The sequence below is a fragment of the Acinetobacter sp. MYb10 genome (assembly GCF_002980175.2).
GTDB lineage: Bacteria > Pseudomonadota > Gammaproteobacteria > Pseudomonadales > Moraxellaceae > Acinetobacter > Acinetobacter guillouiae.
This window is the reverse complement of the sequence record NZ_CP058272.1, coordinates 2828663-2845104: the sequence shown is the minus strand read 5'-3', so window position 1 is coordinate 2845104 and position 16442 is coordinate 2828663. Positions and strand designations below refer to the sequence as shown.

The 16442-nt window shown below is 39.9% G+C and carries 14 protein-coding genes; 7 read left to right on the top strand and 7 right to left on the bottom strand.

The window, feature by feature from the left end:
• Nucleotides 1–3 precede the first annotated feature (3 nt).
• Together CQZ96_RS13345 and CQZ96_RS13340 are read right to left on the bottom strand one after the other, a co-directional pair.
• Entirely contained in the window at nucleotides 4–1308 is a 1305-nt protein-coding gene (locus tag CQZ96_RS13345; RefSeq protein ID WP_105713938.1) for a LysM peptidoglycan-binding domain-containing protein, read from the bottom strand.
• A gap of 2 nt (nucleotides 1309–1310) precedes the next feature.
• Nucleotides 1311–1742 (bottom strand): hypothetical protein, encoded by a 432-nt coding sequence (locus CQZ96_RS13340; protein WP_004718858.1) that lies wholly within the window; start codon nucleotides 1740–1742, stop codon nucleotides 1311–1313.
• 63 nt (nucleotides 1743–1805) lie between these two features.
• On the opposite strand from CQZ96_RS13340, the gene CQZ96_RS13335 reads away from it, so the two are divergent.
• Nucleotides 1806–2471 carry a hypothetical protein gene (locus CQZ96_RS13335; protein WP_171287931.1) on the top strand — a complete coding sequence of 222 codons (666 nt, stop codon included), beginning with the start codon at nucleotides 1806–1808 and terminating at the stop codon, nucleotides 2469–2471.
• A 42-nt stretch (nucleotides 2472–2513) separates the two neighbouring features.
• On the opposite strand, the gene ppc is transcribed toward CQZ96_RS13335, so the two are convergent.
• Entirely contained in the window at nucleotides 2514–5204 is a 2691-nt protein-coding gene (ppc, locus tag CQZ96_RS13330) for a phosphoenolpyruvate carboxylase (protein WP_105713936.1), read from the bottom strand.
• A 226-nt stretch (nucleotides 5205–5430) separates the two neighbouring features.
• Nucleotides 5431–6051, bottom strand: a complete 621-nt coding sequence (locus CQZ96_RS13325; RefSeq protein WP_004718853.1) for a TetR/AcrR family transcriptional regulator — start codon at nucleotides 6049–6051, stop codon at nucleotides 5431–5433.
• A gap of 149 nt (nucleotides 6052–6200) precedes the next feature.
• On the opposite strand from CQZ96_RS13325, the gene CQZ96_RS13320 reads away from it, so the two are divergent.
• From CQZ96_RS13320 to dnaJ, 4 genes are all read left to right on the top strand, one after another.
• Nucleotides 6201–7301, top strand: coding sequence for an efflux RND transporter periplasmic adaptor subunit (locus CQZ96_RS13320; protein ID WP_056517017.1), 1101 nt, complete (start codon nucleotides 6201–6203; stop codon nucleotides 7299–7301).
• Between the two features lie 2 nt (nucleotides 7302–7303).
• Entirely contained in the window at nucleotides 7304–10450 is a 3147-nt protein-coding gene (locus CQZ96_RS13315; protein ID WP_004718847.1) for an efflux RND transporter permease subunit, read from the top strand.
• Nucleotides 10451–10586: 136 nt separating this feature from the next.
• The gene (locus tag CQZ96_RS13310) at nucleotides 10587–10964 is read left to right on the top strand and encodes a hypothetical protein (RefSeq protein ID WP_004718846.1); all 378 of its coding nucleotides are present in this window, start codon (nucleotides 10587–10589) and stop codon (nucleotides 10962–10964) included.
• Between the two features lie 92 nt (nucleotides 10965–11056).
• Entirely contained in the window at nucleotides 11057–12169 is a 1113-nt protein-coding gene (gene dnaJ, locus CQZ96_RS13305) for a molecular chaperone DnaJ (RefSeq protein ID WP_004718844.1), read from the top strand.
• 81 nt (nucleotides 12170–12250) lie between these two features.
• Here dnaJ and CQZ96_RS13300 read toward each other — a convergent pair whose 3' ends face one another.
• The gene (locus CQZ96_RS13300) at nucleotides 12251–12466 is read right to left on the bottom strand and encodes a hypothetical protein (protein WP_105713935.1); all 216 of its coding nucleotides are present in this window, start codon (nucleotides 12464–12466) and stop codon (nucleotides 12251–12253) included.
• Between the two features lie 412 nt (nucleotides 12467–12878).
• Nucleotides 12879–13070: a hypothetical protein gene (locus CQZ96_RS13295; protein WP_105713934.1), complete on the bottom strand. Its 192-nt coding sequence runs from the start codon at nucleotides 13068–13070 to the stop codon at nucleotides 12879–12881.
• 289 nt (nucleotides 13071–13359) lie between these two features.
• On the opposite strand from CQZ96_RS13295, the gene dapB reads away from it, so the two are divergent.
• Complete coding sequence (gene dapB / locus CQZ96_RS13290; protein WP_004718838.1) at nucleotides 13360–14175, top strand: 4-hydroxy-tetrahydrodipicolinate reductase; 816 nt, start codon at nucleotides 13360–13362, stop codon at nucleotides 14173–14175.
• Nucleotides 14176–14232: 57 nt separating this feature from the next.
• Nucleotides 14233–14883: an START domain-containing protein gene (locus CQZ96_RS13285; RefSeq protein ID WP_004718837.1), complete on the top strand. Its 651-nt coding sequence runs from the start codon at nucleotides 14233–14235 to the stop codon at nucleotides 14881–14883.
• A gap of 174 nt (nucleotides 14884–15057) precedes the next feature.
• Here the strand turns inward: CQZ96_RS13285 and CQZ96_RS13280 are convergent, their stop codons facing one another.
• Entirely contained in the window at nucleotides 15058–16233 is a 1176-nt protein-coding gene (locus CQZ96_RS13280; protein ID WP_105713933.1) for an MFS transporter, read from the bottom strand.
• Between the last annotated feature and the right edge of the window lie 209 nt (nucleotides 16234–16442).

Sequence of the window (16442 nt, the reverse complement as noted above, 5' to 3'; positions counted from 1 at the left end):
CTTTTAAAAAATTAATTTCTTATAATTACTCACACCCAGTTTTAATAGCTGTGGTTTCAAGTTACGCCATGTTTTTCCATTGGGATGTAATTCAAAATGTGGGTAATCTGGCCCGTTTTTTGTTTTAAATCGACCTCCCCATACTAAGCCTAATTGCTCCCCAATTAAACCTAATGCCTTACTATCAGCTATAGACTGTTTGCCGTCTGAAAGATAAGTGATTTTACTATCTCTCACGGATACAATATCTATAGCTAAACCATATTGATGATAGCTTTGTAATGGCCCTGCATTTGTTACACCTCCAGACAAAGAACCTTGAGCAGCAGGGCTTCTGTATCCATCTGTAATAACCCAAGTGGTGCCAAGCTGTTCATATGCTGTATTTATCAATTCAATAACATAGGGTTGGTAGGTAGCATGTAACTCAGCAATTCGCGCTAAAGTCCTTTTATAATGCTTTTCTCCTCCACATGCCTCTGGTAATAAGCCACTAGTATTGACAGGATCAGATGCTTCCACTTCAGTCACAGGAGATTCTTCTTTGTTTTGAGAAGCATTCTGTTTTACTTTTGGTGGCGTAGACTTCTTATCTTTCTTGCTCTCAATTTTAGCTTTTGCTTGAGTGAGCCCTACTTTTCGGTCATAGACTTTTAACTTTTGGTTCTCACGGAGATGATCATCGCTTAGCCCATTAAGCTTTTTAATTTCATCGACCGTATTAGCTGTAAGCTTTGCAATTAAAGTTAATGTATCTTTATACTGAACTACAATGATCGTGGTTTTTTCTTTCTGCCGAGGCTTTGTTTCTACTGGCTTAGTTTTATTTTCAGGAGTTGCTGTTTTTTTGACAGGGATTTTTAGCACTTGCCCAGGATGAATATCTGTATCACTTTTTAAATTATTTATTTTGATCAATTCTGATGTCGTTGTTTGATTATCATTCGCTATTCGAGATAAATAATCACCTTCAGCCACAATATAGGTTGATCTTAGATAAGTACCAGTTGCCACATCCTTTGTAGAAAGATTCACGCCTTTCAGTAAAACTTTTGGGCTACGAACAATAAAAATTGTTTTTTCTCCAACCAGCTGTATTTTGACTTTAGATTGATATTCCCCAGATGTACTACTCCTGATCCTCACATCAATCATCGTGCCTATAGGTCGCTTAAACCAAACAGATTCACCACTGGCAGGAGTAACATGATCAGATATAAGAGAAGACCCCACCCAAAGTTGATGGACTAATCCTTGAATAGGTTGTTCTAATGCATCAAGAAATTTAATATTTGCTAAGCAATCCATCATTAAACCTCTTGATCATGCTGGTCATGTGAACGGCATAGGTATTCAAACGCGTCCTCATCGTCAAGACCATCATCTACAGACACGGTCCAATCTTCTTCTGTACCAATGAGAATATCGTAGTCATCATTATGGTCCGAGCTTAGTCTTTGAGTTCGTCCATGCTGATCCAGTGTCCCTGAAACATAGGTGTTATTTTTATTATTGATGAGTTTATATTTCACATTAGAAAAATCAGTCTGGTAAAAAAGATCATAAAAATCCCATTTATTACTAAATAGAGTCTCTTCTTTTAAGATAGGAAGTGTTGGAATTTCAGCTTTAACACGACTTCCCGTTTTAAACTGATGTTGCCCGGCAAAAACTTTAAAATCATTTGGTGTTTTAATTGTTATGCCATTTTTTGAAATGATGATTTGTGAACCACCAGCCATGACTATACCATTTATTAGTTTGTTGATATTATATGTTTAGCATATCTTACAAAAATGAACAATATGACTTTTATCATTGCTATACAACTTGAGGATGGTGTAGTGGTTGCTGTAGATAACAAAAACATTCAATTAAAAGATAAAAATATCAATGATTTTGAGGAATATGACGATGTAAAGTTGTATGGGTGGGATGGTGGTGTTATCACGGGAACAGGTGAAATGTATGTCATTGATAAAGCAATAAGACTTTTTATTAATAATGCTGAATCTGATCTTAAAAAATTACCAGAATGTTTAAATATATCCAGACAAATTCGTGAAATGGAGGTTGGTCAGCATGAGCAAATCCAATCATCCAAATTGCTCTATTCAAGCTTTAGTGATTCAGGTGCAAAAATTTTTGCTGTTGAATGTGATGAAACAGGCGTTTATCGAACTCGTGAATTTCAAAATAACGATGTAATCGTTTGGTTTTTTAACCAAAATATTCAGGAAATAACGCAAGATTTAAACAACTTGTATAGCAAAGCACGAAGTTATAGTTCTTTTGAGCAACAAGCAGATGGGTTTAATTATTATCTTCATCCTATTGCAGAAATTTTCTATAAACAAAGTCAAGTCGATACTTGGATGAGTAGCAGTTTTAATATTTGCTTCCAAACAAGAAACCAATGCTTTTCTGCCTATATCCATAATCAAAGAAATGACTTTATCGAGGGTCACTAAGTTGCAGGGGGTACCTATGTACCCCCTCAAAGAAACTTGAACTTAACCCGTATTACGTAAACCTGCCGCAATACCAGCAATACTGACCATCAGTGCATGATCTACAGGGGTATGTTCCGCCTGACATTCAGCCAAGTATGCACGACGACGTTTCATCAATTCGGCTTGTAATAAATGCAAGGGTAATAAATACGGCTTACGTACTTTCATGGCTTGATCAAGCACATCATTGGAACTTAACAGTTGCGATTCACCTTTCATCGCCAACAGGGTTTGTACTGCATCATGCAAGCGTTGACGTAATTCAGCACCAAGTACTTTTAAGTCTTCATCATCGGTAAGATGAGATTCATAATACAGTGCAATATTTGAGTCGGCTTTAGAGAGGACCATTTCCAACATATCAATTAAGGTTTGGAAATAAGGCCATTCCTTTAACATTTCATCCAATACCGTTTTTTGACCTTGATCAATCACTTGGTTGATCGCTGCGCCAGTACCCAGCCAAGCAGGAAGCATTAAACGAATTTGGGTCCAGGCAAAAACCCAAGGAATGGCTCGTAAAGATTCGATTCCACCACTGACTTTACGCTTCGCAGGGCGTGAACCAAGCGGCAACATTTGTAACTCAAGCTCAGGGGTGACGGTGCGTAAATATTTAACAAAATGAGGATTTTCACGCACAGTCTGACGATACACCTGAACAGATAAATCCGTCATGCTGTGCATCAAATCTCGCCATGCTTGTTTTGGCACAGGTGGTGGTAATAATGTCGCTTCTAAGGTTGCAGCAGCATAAATTTCCAAATTTTGTAAGGCAATTTCTTCTAGACCAAATTTAAAGCGAATCATTTCACCTTGTTCAGTTACACGGATTGCGCCTGAAATTGAGCCAGGTGGTTGAGAAAATAATGCTTGTTGGGTTGGTGCACCACCACGACTGATTGAACCACCACGACCATGAAACAAGGTCAGTTGAACACCATGTTGTTTGGCAATTGCAGTCAGTTCTTCTTGCGCACGATACTGGGCCCAGTTTGCGGACATAAAGCCAGCATCTTTGGCAGAATCCGAATAGCCAATCATGACTTCATGCTTAGCTTGGATATGCTGTTTATACCAGTGCATATTGAACAGTGTACTCATGGTACTTGCAGCACCATCCAAGTCTTTCAAGGTTTCAAATAAAGGAACAACGCGTAATGGATGTTCAATTCCCGCTTCTTTTTGCAGTAACAATACCGCCAAAACATCACTTGGATATTCCGCCATTGAAATGATATAAGCACCTAAGCTTTCTTTGGGTTGTTCAGCCAAAGTACGCATGGTTGCAAAGACTTCTTGAACATCTGGGTTTTCAATCAGACTACCTGAAGGCTCATTTAAATGTTTAGGCAATAACGGGCGTTTGCTTTGTAATTCTTGCAATAAGAAATTTTGACGCGCTTGTTCTGTCCATGTCTCAAAATTACCCAAACCAAGGTATTCGGTAATTGCTGAGATAGCTTGGCGATGGCGACCTGACTCTTGGCGAATATCCAGTTTAAGCAACTCAATACCAAAACAATTTACTCGATAGATAAAGTCGAGCAATTTACCATTGGCAATCTCAGGTAAATTACATGCCATTAGTGAACGATAGCAAAGTAATAACGGTTGTAATAATTCATCTTTATGGCGAATGATTAAACTGCGATCTACATCTGAATGCTGACCACGTAATTTATCTGCCAACCATTGACGGGTTGCTTTGAGGCGTTCACGGGTCGCACGCAAATATTCGCGGTAAGGTTCAGGATGGCTATAACCCAAAGCTTGAAGTAGCTCATTGGAATAGGCTTCAATCGAGAGTTCCCAACGAAGATCTTCAATATCACGCACATAAAGGTCAGCCGCTTTCCAGCGTGACAACCACAAAACTTCTTGAGTAATGTTATGGGTGACGTTCGGGTTACCATCACGGTCACCCCCCATCCAAGATGCAAAACGAATTGGAGAAATATCCAAAGGCAAAGCTTTTGCACAATTGTCCTGAACGAGGTCATCCAATTCACGGATGAATTTTGGAACCGCATTCCACAAAGTCTGTTCAATCGTGGTAAAGCCCCATTTTGCTTCATCTATCGGGGTTGGGCGATGCTGACGGATTTCGTCAGTTTGCCATGCAGAACAGATCAGTTGTTTTAAATCGGTTAACACATCTGCACGTTGCTTAGGTGTCAGTTTTTGCTGATCAAAAGTAGACAGGCAATGATTAATGCCATCATATTTTTGGATTAAAGTACGACGACTGACTTCGGTTGGATGCGCTGTGAGAACCAATTCAATTTTTAATTCACAAATTTGTTTATAGAGCGTTTCTGCTGAAATTTGCTGATCTTTGAATTTGCTAAATAAATGATCCAGCACATTGGGGGATGGTGAGTTTTCATCACACTCACTTTGTCGACGACTACGCACAACGTGATATTGTTCAGCAATATTGGCAAAATTTAGAAAGTGTGAAAAGGCGCGGGTGAGTGGCAGAATTTCATCATCTTTTAAATTTAAAAATAATTGTTCAAGTTGTTTTTCTGCTTCAATTTGACCATCTCGAGCGCCTTTACCTAAAGCCCGAATTTGTTCAATTTGATTAAACAAATCTTGTCCTGCATGTTCCTTTAGCGTTTCGCCTAAAAGGTTTCCGAGTAAGCGTACATCTTCACGCAGCGGAGCATCAATTTGTTGAACCATTTGTTACTCTCCAGTTCTTGTTATCTCGAATATAACGTGATTCCACCACAATCCAAGAGACTCCCTACAAAAGTATGTAAATGACTGTGCAAGAAGTCGACTTTGGCTTAATTTTAATTTGGATATTTAGCTTTAGTTTTTGCCCTTTTGATATCAACAAGCCTATGCGATATGCATTGAGTATGCCTTAAACAACAATTGGACATTATTTTGTTTTTAAATAATTTCAGTTGGCTTTATATTTCATCATAAATAAATCAATACTTTCGGTGATGATTTGCTGTTTTTCATCTTCCGTAGGAATCGGGCGAATCCCCAATAAGACCTCGTGGTGTCGAACACCCAATAATAATGACAAAATTAAATTAATTTGTTTTTCAATATCATCCGTTTGAATAAATTTAAGTGTGACCGCTTGTTGGAAAAAATCTTGCCAAACTGCACACATTCTTTGATGGGAAGAATTATAAAACTGTAAAGCCAAAGGATTTTTTTCTGCGGCAAGTTCTAACAATAGATGCTCAAGTTTAATGGCTTCAGGTAAGCTAATGACAGTGAGTGCCAACTCACACGCCTGAAAAAAATGTGCATAAAAATCACTTTGAAGATTGAGTCGTAATGGTCGAGCATCGATAGACGCTTCACAGGTTGCTTCAATGGCACAACTAAATAAAGTTTCTTTATCTTGAAAATGGTTATATACCGTCAGCTTTGTGACGCCTGCTTCTTTGGCGATTTGATTCATGCTTGAACCGTGATAACCCAATTTTAGAAATAGCTTTTTGGCGGCTTCCAAAATGTGTTTCCGTTTTTCTAAGTCCTTTGGACGTCCAGCTGTTATTTGCACAATAAGTTCCAAAAAAAGAAAAATAGGTCAATTACTCTATACATGATTCACAATTACTGTACCATGCAGTATATTAATTAAAAAATGAGCAAATAAATATACTCATTCTATTTTGCCCGAAAAAATGCATTTGATTAAGAGCCTTGCCTATGCGTAGTTTAAATTTAATGATCACGAGCCTATTGGTATTGTGTAGTGTAACAATAGTGGGGTGTAGCAAACCAGCACCTGAAGCGGAACAAATTCCCTTGGTGATGGTGACCCAACCTACAACATCACATGAAGACCAAAAAAGTTATGCGGGGGATGTTCAAGCTCGACAGCAAACAGCATTGGCATTCCGTGTCGGGGGACAAATTACAGAACGCTATGTCGATGTTGGGGCTCGTGTCAAAGTTGGGCAAGTCTTAGCAAAACTTGATGTGAAAGATGCCCAATTACAATTGAACTCAGCCAAAGCACAACTTGAAAGTGCGCAATCTGCAGCTAAGGCTGCAGCAGATGAATTTAAACGCTTTCAGCAGCTCTTACCGATCAATGCCGTGAGTCGTTCACAGTATGATTCAGTGAAAAATCAATATGATGCTGCTCAGGCAAGTTTAAAACAAGCCCAATCCAATTATGATGTGAGCGCCAATCAAACGGGTTATAACCAATTGATTGCCAATAAAAATGGGGTGATTACCCAACGTAATATTGAAACTGGGCAAGTGATTTCAGCAGGGCAAGCGGCATATCAACTGGCGATTGATGGTGATCGTGAAGTGGTGATAGGTGTACCTGAACAAGCCATTGCAGAGATTAAAGTCGGACAAAATGCATGGGTGACTTTATGGTCTAAACCTCAAGATCGATTTGCTGCCTATGTTCGAGAGATTTCTCCAGCAGCCGATCAATCACGTACATTTATGGTTAAAGTGGCTTTAAAAGAAGGACAGTCCGCAATTCAACTTGGGCAAAGTGCGCGGGTATTCTTTAATCAAAATATTCAAAATGTATTGAGTGTGCCTTTATCTAGCGTCTCAGCAAATAACAATCAAGCCTATATCTGGGTGGTGAATCCAGACCAAACGATTGCTAAAGTTTCAGTGACTTTGGGCAGCTATGGTCGTGACAGCGTTACTGTCGTGAAAGGCTTAAATCCTGGACAATGGGTGGTTGTAGGAGGGGTACATTTACTTCGTGAAAAGCAAAAAATAAAACCGGTAGACCGTGAAAATCGTGCTGTAACTGTTCAAAAAGGAGCATGATCATGAGTCCATTTAATTCCTTTAACTTGTCAGAATGGGCACTCAAAAATAAAGGATTAGTACTTTATTTTATGATCCTATTGGGTATTGTTGGGCTATTTTCCTATTCAAAACTCTCTCAGAGTGAAGATCCACCCTTTACTTTTAAAGTCATGGTGGTACAAACCTATTGGCCTGGTGCAACAGCTCAAGAGGTTTCTTTACAAGTTACCGATAAAATTGAAAAAGAACTGATGAGCACAGGGCTCTATGACAAGATTATGGCTTACTCGCGTCCAGGTGAGTCTATGGTCATGTTTATGGCAAAAGACTCATTAAAATCTAACCAAATTCCAGATGTTTGGTATCAAGTGCGTAAAAAAGTAGGCGATATCAAAACACAGTTACCATCTGGTGTTCAGGGACCGTTCTTTAATGATGAATTTGGTGACACCTTCGGGAATATCTATGTCTTAACAGGCAAAGATTTTGATTATGCAACGTTAAAAGAATATGCAGACCGTTTGCAGCTTCGCTTACAACGGGTAAAAGATGTCAGTAAAGTCAATCTGGTGGGCTTACAAGATCAAAAAATCTGGATTGAGCTTTCCAACACCAAAGCCGTACAAATGGGCGTACCAGTTACTGCAATCCAAGAAGCTTTGGCAAAGCAAAACAGTGTGACCAGTGCTGGCTTTTTTGAAACTGGCACTGACCGTATTCAAGTGCGAGTCAGTGGTGCTTTAAAAAGTGTCGATGACTTGAAAAAAATGCCATTGTTGGTGGGAAATAGAACCATTCAATTGGGCGATGTTGCTGACGTTTATCGTGGATTTAGTGAGCCTGCACAACCTCGCATGCGTTTTATGGGCGAGAATGGAATTGGTTTAGCGGTTTCTATGCGTAAAGGTGGTGACATCATCGCACTGGGCAAAAACCTAGAAACGGAATTTAAGACCTTACAAAAATCACTGCCTTTAGGTATGGAACTGAAAAAAGTTTCAGATCAACCAGTGGCTGTTCAACGCAGTATTCATGAATTTGTCAAAGTTCTTGCAGAAGCAGTCATTATCGTTTTATTGGTGAGCTTTTTTTCGCTTGGTTTTCGTACAGGCTTGGTGGTGGCATTTTCGATTCCACTGGTGCTTGCGATGACTTTTGCGGGGATGAATTTATTTGATGTTGGCTTACATAAGATTTCTCTAGGGGCATTGATTCTGGCCTTAGGGTTATTGGTCGATGATGCCATCATTGCCGTCGAAATGATGACCATCAAAATGGAGCAGGGCTATAGCCGGATGAAGGCAGCTGGTTTTGCATGGACCAGTACCGCATTTCCGATGCTGACCGGAACATTAATTACCGCAGCAGGCTTTTTACCTATTGCTACAGCCGCATCAAGCACAGGGGAATATACCCGTTCAATTTTCCAAGTGGTGACCATTGCCTTAATTGTCTCATGGATTGCTGCTGTGGTTTTTGTTCCTTATCTAGGGGATAAGTTACTTCCAGATTTTAACAAAGTGCCACAAAAAGCACCGTGGTATCAGCGTCTTCTTGCAAGATTACGTAAGCAACCAGAACCTCAGCCCGTGATTCATCATACTGGTGAGCATTTTGATCCATATCAATCTAAATTTTATCAAAGCTTTAGAAAGTTGGTGAATTGGTGCGTGACCTATAGAAAAACCGTCATTTCAATTACGGTTGGGGTTTTTGTCCTGTCTGTGGTGATGTTTAAGTTTGTACCCCAACAATTTTTCCCGTCTTCAAACCGTGCTGAAATTTTGGTTGATTTAAAATTGGAGGAAGGCGCATCACTGACTGCAACTGAAGATGCCGTGAAGAAAGTCGAGGCATTTTTATCCAAGCAAAAGGGTATTGATAATTATGTTGCTTATGTAGGAACAGGTACACCACGTTTCTATCTGCCTTTAGATCAACAGATGCCACAAGCCAGTTTTGCACAATTTGTGGTTTTAGCATCGTCACTGGATGATCGTGATGAAATTCGTAAATCCTTAGATACGCAAATTCGCCAATTATTGCCGCAGGTGCGTATCCGAGTCTCTTTATTAGAAAATGGTCCTCCTGTTGGCTATCCATTGCAATTTCGTGTATCGGGTGAAGACATTGCAATTGTTCGTCAGGAAGCGCAAAAAGTTGCTCAACTGGTGGGTGAAAATCCAAATACCGCAAATGTTCATTTGGACTGGGGTGAGCAAAGTAAAATCATTTCGTTGGTGATTGATCAAGATCGTGCCCGTCAAATGGGTGTAACCTCAGAAGATTTGGCGAATTTTTTAAACAGTTCGATATCGGGTGCAATTATCAATCAATATCGTGAAAAACGTGAGCTGATTGATGTTCGTATCCGCGGTGATCAGGCTGAGCGTGTCAATGTTGAAGCATTATCCAGTCTTGCTGTTCCAACAAGTAAAGGTACCACCGTACCTTTGGCGCAGATCGCTACGCTTCAATATAAATTTGAAGATGGTTTAATTTGGCACCGCAATCGATTACCGACCATTACTGTACGTGCAGATATTCGGACCAAGTTACAGCCTGCAACCGTGGTCAATGAGCTGGCTGAAAAAATGGATCAGCTCCGTACAACCTTACCTAGTGGTTATTTGCTAGAAGTTGGTGGCGCGGTAGAGGAGTCGGCAAAAGGGCAAACCTCTGTGAATGCAGGGATGCCATTATTCCTTGCGGTGGTATTTACTTTGCTGATGCTGCAGTTAAAGAGTATTTCTCGCTCATTCATTGTATTTTTGACAGCGCCGTTAGGTTTAATTGGGGTGGTTTTATTCCTGCTCTTATTCAATAAGCCTTTTGGTTTTGTGGCGATGCTGGGTACCATTGCATTATCTGGAATGATTATGCGTAACTCACTGATTCTGATTGATCAGATCGAACAAGATATTCGATCAGGGCAGAATCAATGGGATGCAATTTTGGATGCTACAGTTCGTCGATTCCGTCCAATTATTCTCACCGCCTTGGCAGCAGTATTGGCCATGATTCCGCTTTCTCGGAGTATTTTCTTTGGACCAATGGCAGTGGCCATTATGGGTGGCTTAATTATTGCGACACTTTTAACGTTATTTTTCTTACCAGCGCTGTATGCGACTTGGTTTAAGATTAAAAAAACTACAGAAAATACATAAATTGTTGAGAATATTAGGTGCGAAAAATTGAAAACTTCAATATAGTAGCACTTAATCTTTAACAGAAAATAACATAGGAAATTTTATTGCATAATAAGTAAATCGGTATGCAATAAATTTGAGGTCAAAAACACCCATGGGGCAAACAAATCCAGAACAGCATCGTAAATTTATTACGAGCTCTTATTTGTTTATGTTTCTTGCATTGTTTACGGTGATTACAGCCGTGTTGGCGTATTGGTTAGCACGTAAAGTAGCAGTGGCAGATAATGCAGAGGTATGGATACATGCGCAAGCGTTGTGGATTATGCGCAATGCTCTCATTTTTTTGATTTTGGCAGCTTTTGCTGCGCTATGGTTTATTCCGTTAATCTTTTTCTATTGGGACAGTTTCATTTGGGTAAAAGCGTGCACTGTGGCTGGTGTGGTATTTAGTGCCATTGCGTGGTTATATTTACTCAATACATGGCTCAAAGGTTTTACTAAATATTTACAGAAAAAAGCTGTTTTTTAAAAAAAACCACATTTCACGCTTGTAAAAAATAACATCGCCCCCAATTTACTCTGCATAGAAGTATTATCAAATTTTGTGGAGCATCGCCAATCATGGCTAAACGTGATTATTATGAGGTTTTAGGTGTTGCTAAAACCGCTAGTGATGATGAAATTAAAAAAGCCTACCGTAAGTTGGCGATGAAGTATCATCCAGATCGTAATCCTGACAACTCAGAAGCTGAAGAAAAGTTTAAAGAATGTGCGGAAGCATATGAAATTCTTTCTGACGGTGAAAAACGTAGCATGTACGACCGTATGGGTCATAACGCCTTTGAAGGTGGTATGGGCGGCGGTGGCTTTGGTGGTGGTTTCAGCGCCGAAGACATTTTCAGTCAGTTTGGTGACATCTTTGGTGGCGCTTTTGGCGGAGGTGGCCGTGGTCAGCAACGTGCGCGTCGTGGTTCCGACCTGCGTTATGTCATGGAATTAACACTCGAAGAAGCGGTGAGAGGCGTTAAGAAAACCATTACCTTTACTGCACCAGCACCTTGTGATGTGTGTGATGGTAAAGGTTCAAAAAATCCAAATGATGTAGAAACCTGTAAGACTTGCCATGGTGCAGGTCAAGTGCGTATGCAACAGGGCTTCTTCTCTGTTCAGCAGACATGTAGTACCTGTCGTGGACAAGGTAAAATTATTAAAAATCCATGCAGCAAATGTCATGGTTCAGGTGTATCAGATCGTCAGCAAACTCTTGAAGTTACTATTCCTGCAGGTGTTGATAATGGTGATCGCGTTCGCTTAACGGGTAAAGGTGAAGCGATTCGTGATGGTCAATCTGGTGATTTATACGTTGAAGTCGTAGTACGTGAGCACGATATCTTCCAACGTGATGGTGCAGACTTATATATGGATGTACCTGTTAGTATCGCAGATGCTGCTTTAGGTAAAGAACTTGAAATTCCAACATTGGATGGCCGAGTCAGTTTGAAAGTGCCTGAAGGTACACAAACCGGTAAAATGTTCCGACTACGTGGTAAAGGGGTAAAACCTGTACGTAGCAGTATGCAAGGTGACTTACTTTGCCGTATTGTGGTGGAAACACCTGTACATTTGACCAGCCGTCAACGTGAGCTATTGAAAGAACTTCAAGCCACGATGGAAAGTGATGACAATAAATCGTCACCGAAGAAAAAATCTTTCTTCGATCGTTTATTTGACTAATTGAGTTTAGATCTTTTCATTTAGCAAGCTAAACATTGAATATGTAAAAACGGAGCAACAGATCTTGTTGCTCCGTTTTTTTTATTTTGATGCTTGATTCGATGGTGATAAATCAAATTCGTTGTCATCCGGGGCAGCATCTATTGAATTATCATCTTGGGGGAGTATCACCGCGGGATGTGTTGCTGGTGTCGATGATTCTGATGATGGAGCGGTAGGCGGTGTGGTGTCTTCGGCCCAAACTAGTGAAACAGTTGTTGTCATCATCAATCCTAAAATGATTTTTTTGAGTTGCATGGTATTTCCTTTGATATATGCTTTTTATGATTGCGTCCAAGCGCTTTTAGTGTAGCGTATTTTTGCTACTACATCGTTATCTTGCGAAATGATGTTTGTCATTATTTAGAAAGACTAGATTTGGTATTTTGTGCCTAGTATCAGTTAAAAAAACGCAAAATCGCAAACATAGACGAATTATTAACAGACCTTACAGATCTGAAAAATTTAAATTTTGTTTTTTAGTTATTTTTAGCTGTAATTTAATACACATTTCAAGCAGTTTTTAGATAATTTAAAAATAATATAAGTGTTGATGTTTGGCTGTAGTGCCTAATTTTTATGATGATAATTACAATTGAATTGAGTTATTTTTAAAATGAGAGGTTGAAGGTATTGGAGATACCCTCAACCGCTGAAAAATAGGTACTTATTATTCGATGATTGGTGCATCAATATCTTCGACACGAACTTCTGTTTGAGGTTCAGATGCTGTGTTGCTATTGGGTTGAGCAAGCGTTTTTTCTTCAGTTGTCGTTGATGTTGTTGCAGGCGCTGATTCAGCCCAAACATTTGTCATCATCATGCCGAGTACCAGAGCGAAAGCCACTTTATTCGAATGCATATTGATCTCCTTATAAGCCATATTATTTTCATTCGTGGCATGTAGTCTGCTGTGGGATTCTTGCATTTTGATGAAATGGATTTGAAAAGTTGTAAATTTTTCAAAGTTTTACCGATATATTTTATAAAATTAATCTATTTATTCGTTCAGGCTATTCTGTACCAATGAGCGCAACAGATCCCAAAGCAAGTAAAAAGATCACAGTATTTTTTTATATTGAAACGTCGTCTTGGAACCGAGTTTTGTTATAGTAGAGCCAAATTTTCAAATTCAGATTTAGGAAGATCGTATGTCAGCAGCTCCACGCATTGGTATTGTAGGTGCAGGTGGCCGTATGGGCCGTACATTGATTCAAGCTGTACAACAAGCAGGCTTTCAGCTTGCTGCTGCAGTAGAGCGTCCAGAAAGCACATTAATTGGTGCAGATGCAGGAGAGCTTGCAGGAATTGGTGCTGTGGGAATCAAAGTGGTTGGCAACTTGGAAGAGATCCTCAAAGATGTGGATGTGGTGATTGATTTTACTGCGCCTGTTGCCACTGAACATAATTTAAAACTATGCAGTGCTGCTGGTGTTGCGATGGTGATTGGTACAACTGGTTTTTCGGATCAACAAAAAGAGCTATTAAATCAATCTGCCACTCAGACACCGATTGTTTATGCTGCAAATTATTCAGTGGGTGTGAATGTTTCGATTAAATTACTTGAGTTGGCAGCTAAAGTATTTGGCGATACTGTGGATATTGAAATTATTGAAGCACATCACCGTCATAAAGTAGATGCACCATCAGGTACTGCACTGATGATGGGTGAAGCTGTTGCTGACACACTGGGTCGTGATTTAAAGAAAGTTGCTGTCTATGGTCGTGAGGGGCATACAGGTCCACGTGAACGTGAAACCATTGGCTTTGAAACGATTCGTGGTGGTGATATTGTGGGCGAACATACAGTGATGTTTATTGGCGAAGGTGAGCGTGTGGAAGTGACACACAAAGCCACGAATCGTATGAATTTTGCTGCTGGTGCTGTACGTGCAGCTGCTTGGGTTGTCGGCAAAGATGCAAAAAAATACGATATGAAAGACGTTTTAGGCTTAAATGATATTTAAGCTTAAAATCTGATGCGATAGAATTAAAACAATTAGTCAAATTTTGAACATTCAAAAATGAAAAAAACAGTGATGTTATTTGCTTGTGTAATCAGTGCTTTTGGCCTGACTACACAAGCTGCTTTACCAAGCAATGCCAAATTGAGTTTGAATAAAAATAACATTCAGGTATGGACATACAAGGATGCCAGTAATTCTGTGTTGTCTTATAAAGCTGAAACAACATTAGACGTGCCGATTGATCGTGCTGTTGCTTTGGTATTGGACGTCAAAAACTCACCGAAATGGGTCCCCAATGTTGCCAAAGCTGAAGTGTTATCTCGTGATGATAAAAAAGGTGAATTCAGCATTTATATGGTTTTAGATTTTCCCTTTCCGTTAAAAGATCGCGATATGGTGGTTAAAGGAACCATGTCTAAAGATGCAAATGGCAGTATTTTTATTAAAAATTCTGCGATTCAGCAAGGTAAAGCATTAAATCCTGACTATGTTCGTTTAAAAGATTATTCAGGTGATTGGACCTTTCAAAAACTCGGTGCCAATAAAGTCAAAGTCATCACCTCTGGACACGCCAATCCAGAAGGTTCCATTCCTGCAAGCTTAACCAATATTTTGGTCGAACAGCAGCCTTATCAGATGTTGCAGAAAATGAAAACAGAATTGGCAAAGAATAAACCCTTTACAGCTTTGCCTGATATTTTAAAATAGGCATTGTTTGATCAATAATCCTGAAGCAGATCACTTATTGACGAAACAACGCTATATTCGAAAAAATAATGCTTGGCAGATCTTTCCGCTCATTTAACTATTGAAAGTAACCTTTCTCAAGGTATTGATGTAGAAAGAAAGGTTACTTGCAGTCTTTGTGGCGATTGTTAAGCGCTACGCTGAATGGCTATATTGTTGAGCAGGTGCTTTATTCATTTTCATTTGAATAAAAACCAGCACTAACCCTAAAGCTGTGAGTACCGCACCTGCAATAGACACCGCAGCATAACTCATGCCCATACTCAATACAGCTCCACCAGCTGTTGCACCTAAAGCATTGCCTAAATTAAATGCCCCGATATTTACCGAAGATGCCAATCCAGGTGCTTCATGAGCAACAGACATGACACGCATTTGTAAAGGTGGGACCACGGCAAAGGCTGCTGCTCCCCAGACAATCAGTGCCAATGCTGCACCAATTTGAGTTTGAGCCAGTATAGGGAACAGCAACATGCTCACCATCAGTAACAGCAAGAAACTGGTCAATGTTTTGGTCAGTGACAAGTCTGCAAATTTCCCACCTAAGTGATTACCAATTGAAAAACCAATTCCAATCAGTACCAGCATCAAGGTAATAAACATCGGGCTTGCATGGGTGATGTTTTGTAGGCTAGGCGCAATATAGGTATAGAGAGTAAACATTGCACCTGCACTCATCACCGTGGTGAGCAATGCAAGAACCACAGGCAACCGAGTCAGCACTTTTAATTCTGCTTTGACATCAGGACGTTGGCTTGCTTTATCTTCAGGCAAGGCTTTCCATAGTGACAGCATAGTAATCACGCCGAGTAAGGCGATTGCTGCAAATGACATACGCCAGCCAATATTCTGCCCAACCCATGTGGCTAAAGGCACACCACCGATGTTTGCAATGGTGAGGCCCATAAACATGGTGGCAACTGCACTGGCTTGTTTGTCTTTAGGTACGACGCTTGTTGCAACAATGGAACCAATCCCGAAAAATACCCCGTGATTGAGACTGGTCAGGATTCGAGCGGCCATTAAGCTCCAATAATTGGGGGCAATTGCAGCAAGAATATTACCAATGGTAAAAATAATCATGGCCAGAATAAGCGCTTTACGTCGTGGGAACCGTCCAAACCATAAAGTCATAAACGGTGCACCAATCATGACACCGAGTGCATAAGCGGTGATCAGCATACCTGCGGTTGGGATTGAAATATTCAAATTTTCTGCAATTTGGGGAAGAAAGCCCATTGGGGAAAATTCAGTTGTTCCTATTGCAAAAGCACCAATCGCTAATGCGAGTAAGGGAAAATTTAATTTCATGAGGAATCTCAAATATACAGCATATTGAAAATGATGGGGTGTAACAGCATTTGGTCAATCACTAGGATGGTCATTTACTTTTCACCCGCTATTTTGATGAACTGACAAAATAAAGCTTCGCAAGAAAATAATCTTGCGAAGCAATCTAAGTCATGATCAAAAGGCGGTAAAGCCTGTTTCGAAGCCTAGTAAGCAAAAACCTAGCAACC

What these genes read in the sequence shown, in the direction of transcription:
- CQZ96_RS13345 (WP_105713938.1), bottom strand. Translation starts at nt 1,308, where the DNA reads ATGGATTGCTTAGCAAATATTAAATTTCTTGATGCATTAGAACAACCT.
- CQZ96_RS13340 (WP_004718858.1), bottom strand. Translation starts at nt 1,742, where the DNA reads ATGGCTGGTGGTTCACAAATCATCATTTCAAAAAATGGCATAACAATT.
- CQZ96_RS13335 (WP_171287931.1), top strand. Translation starts at nt 1,806, where the DNA reads ATGACTTTTATCATTGCTATACAACTTGAGGATGGTGTAGTGGTTGCT.
- ppc (WP_105713936.1), bottom strand. Translation starts at nt 5,204, where the DNA reads ATGGTTCAACAAATTGATGCTCCGCTGCGTGAAGATGTACGCTTACTC.
- CQZ96_RS13320 (WP_056517017.1), top strand. Translation starts at nt 6,201, where the DNA reads ATGCGTAGTTTAAATTTAATGATCACGAGCCTATTGGTATTGTGTAGT.
- CQZ96_RS13315 (WP_004718847.1), top strand. Translation starts at nt 7,304, where the DNA reads ATGAGTCCATTTAATTCCTTTAACTTGTCAGAATGGGCACTCAAAAAT.
- CQZ96_RS13310 (WP_004718846.1), top strand. Translation starts at nt 10,587, where the DNA reads ATGGGGCAAACAAATCCAGAACAGCATCGTAAATTTATTACGAGCTCT.
- dnaJ (WP_004718844.1), top strand. Translation starts at nt 11,057, where the DNA reads ATGGCTAAACGTGATTATTATGAGGTTTTAGGTGTTGCTAAAACCGCT.
- CQZ96_RS13300 (WP_105713935.1), bottom strand. Translation starts at nt 12,466, where the DNA reads ATGCAACTCAAAAAAATCATTTTAGGATTGATGATGACAACAACTGTT.
- CQZ96_RS13295 (WP_105713934.1), bottom strand. Translation starts at nt 13,070, where the DNA reads ATGCATTCGAATAAAGTGGCTTTCGCTCTGGTACTCGGCATGATGATG.
- dapB (WP_004718838.1), top strand. Translation starts at nt 13,360, where the DNA reads ATGTCAGCAGCTCCACGCATTGGTATTGTAGGTGCAGGTGGCCGTATG.
- CQZ96_RS13285 (WP_004718837.1), top strand. Translation starts at nt 14,233, where the DNA reads ATGAAAAAAACAGTGATGTTATTTGCTTGTGTAATCAGTGCTTTTGGC.
- CQZ96_RS13280 (WP_105713933.1), bottom strand. Translation starts at nt 16,233, where the DNA reads ATGAAATTAAATTTTCCCTTACTCGCATTAGCGATTGGTGCTTTTGCA.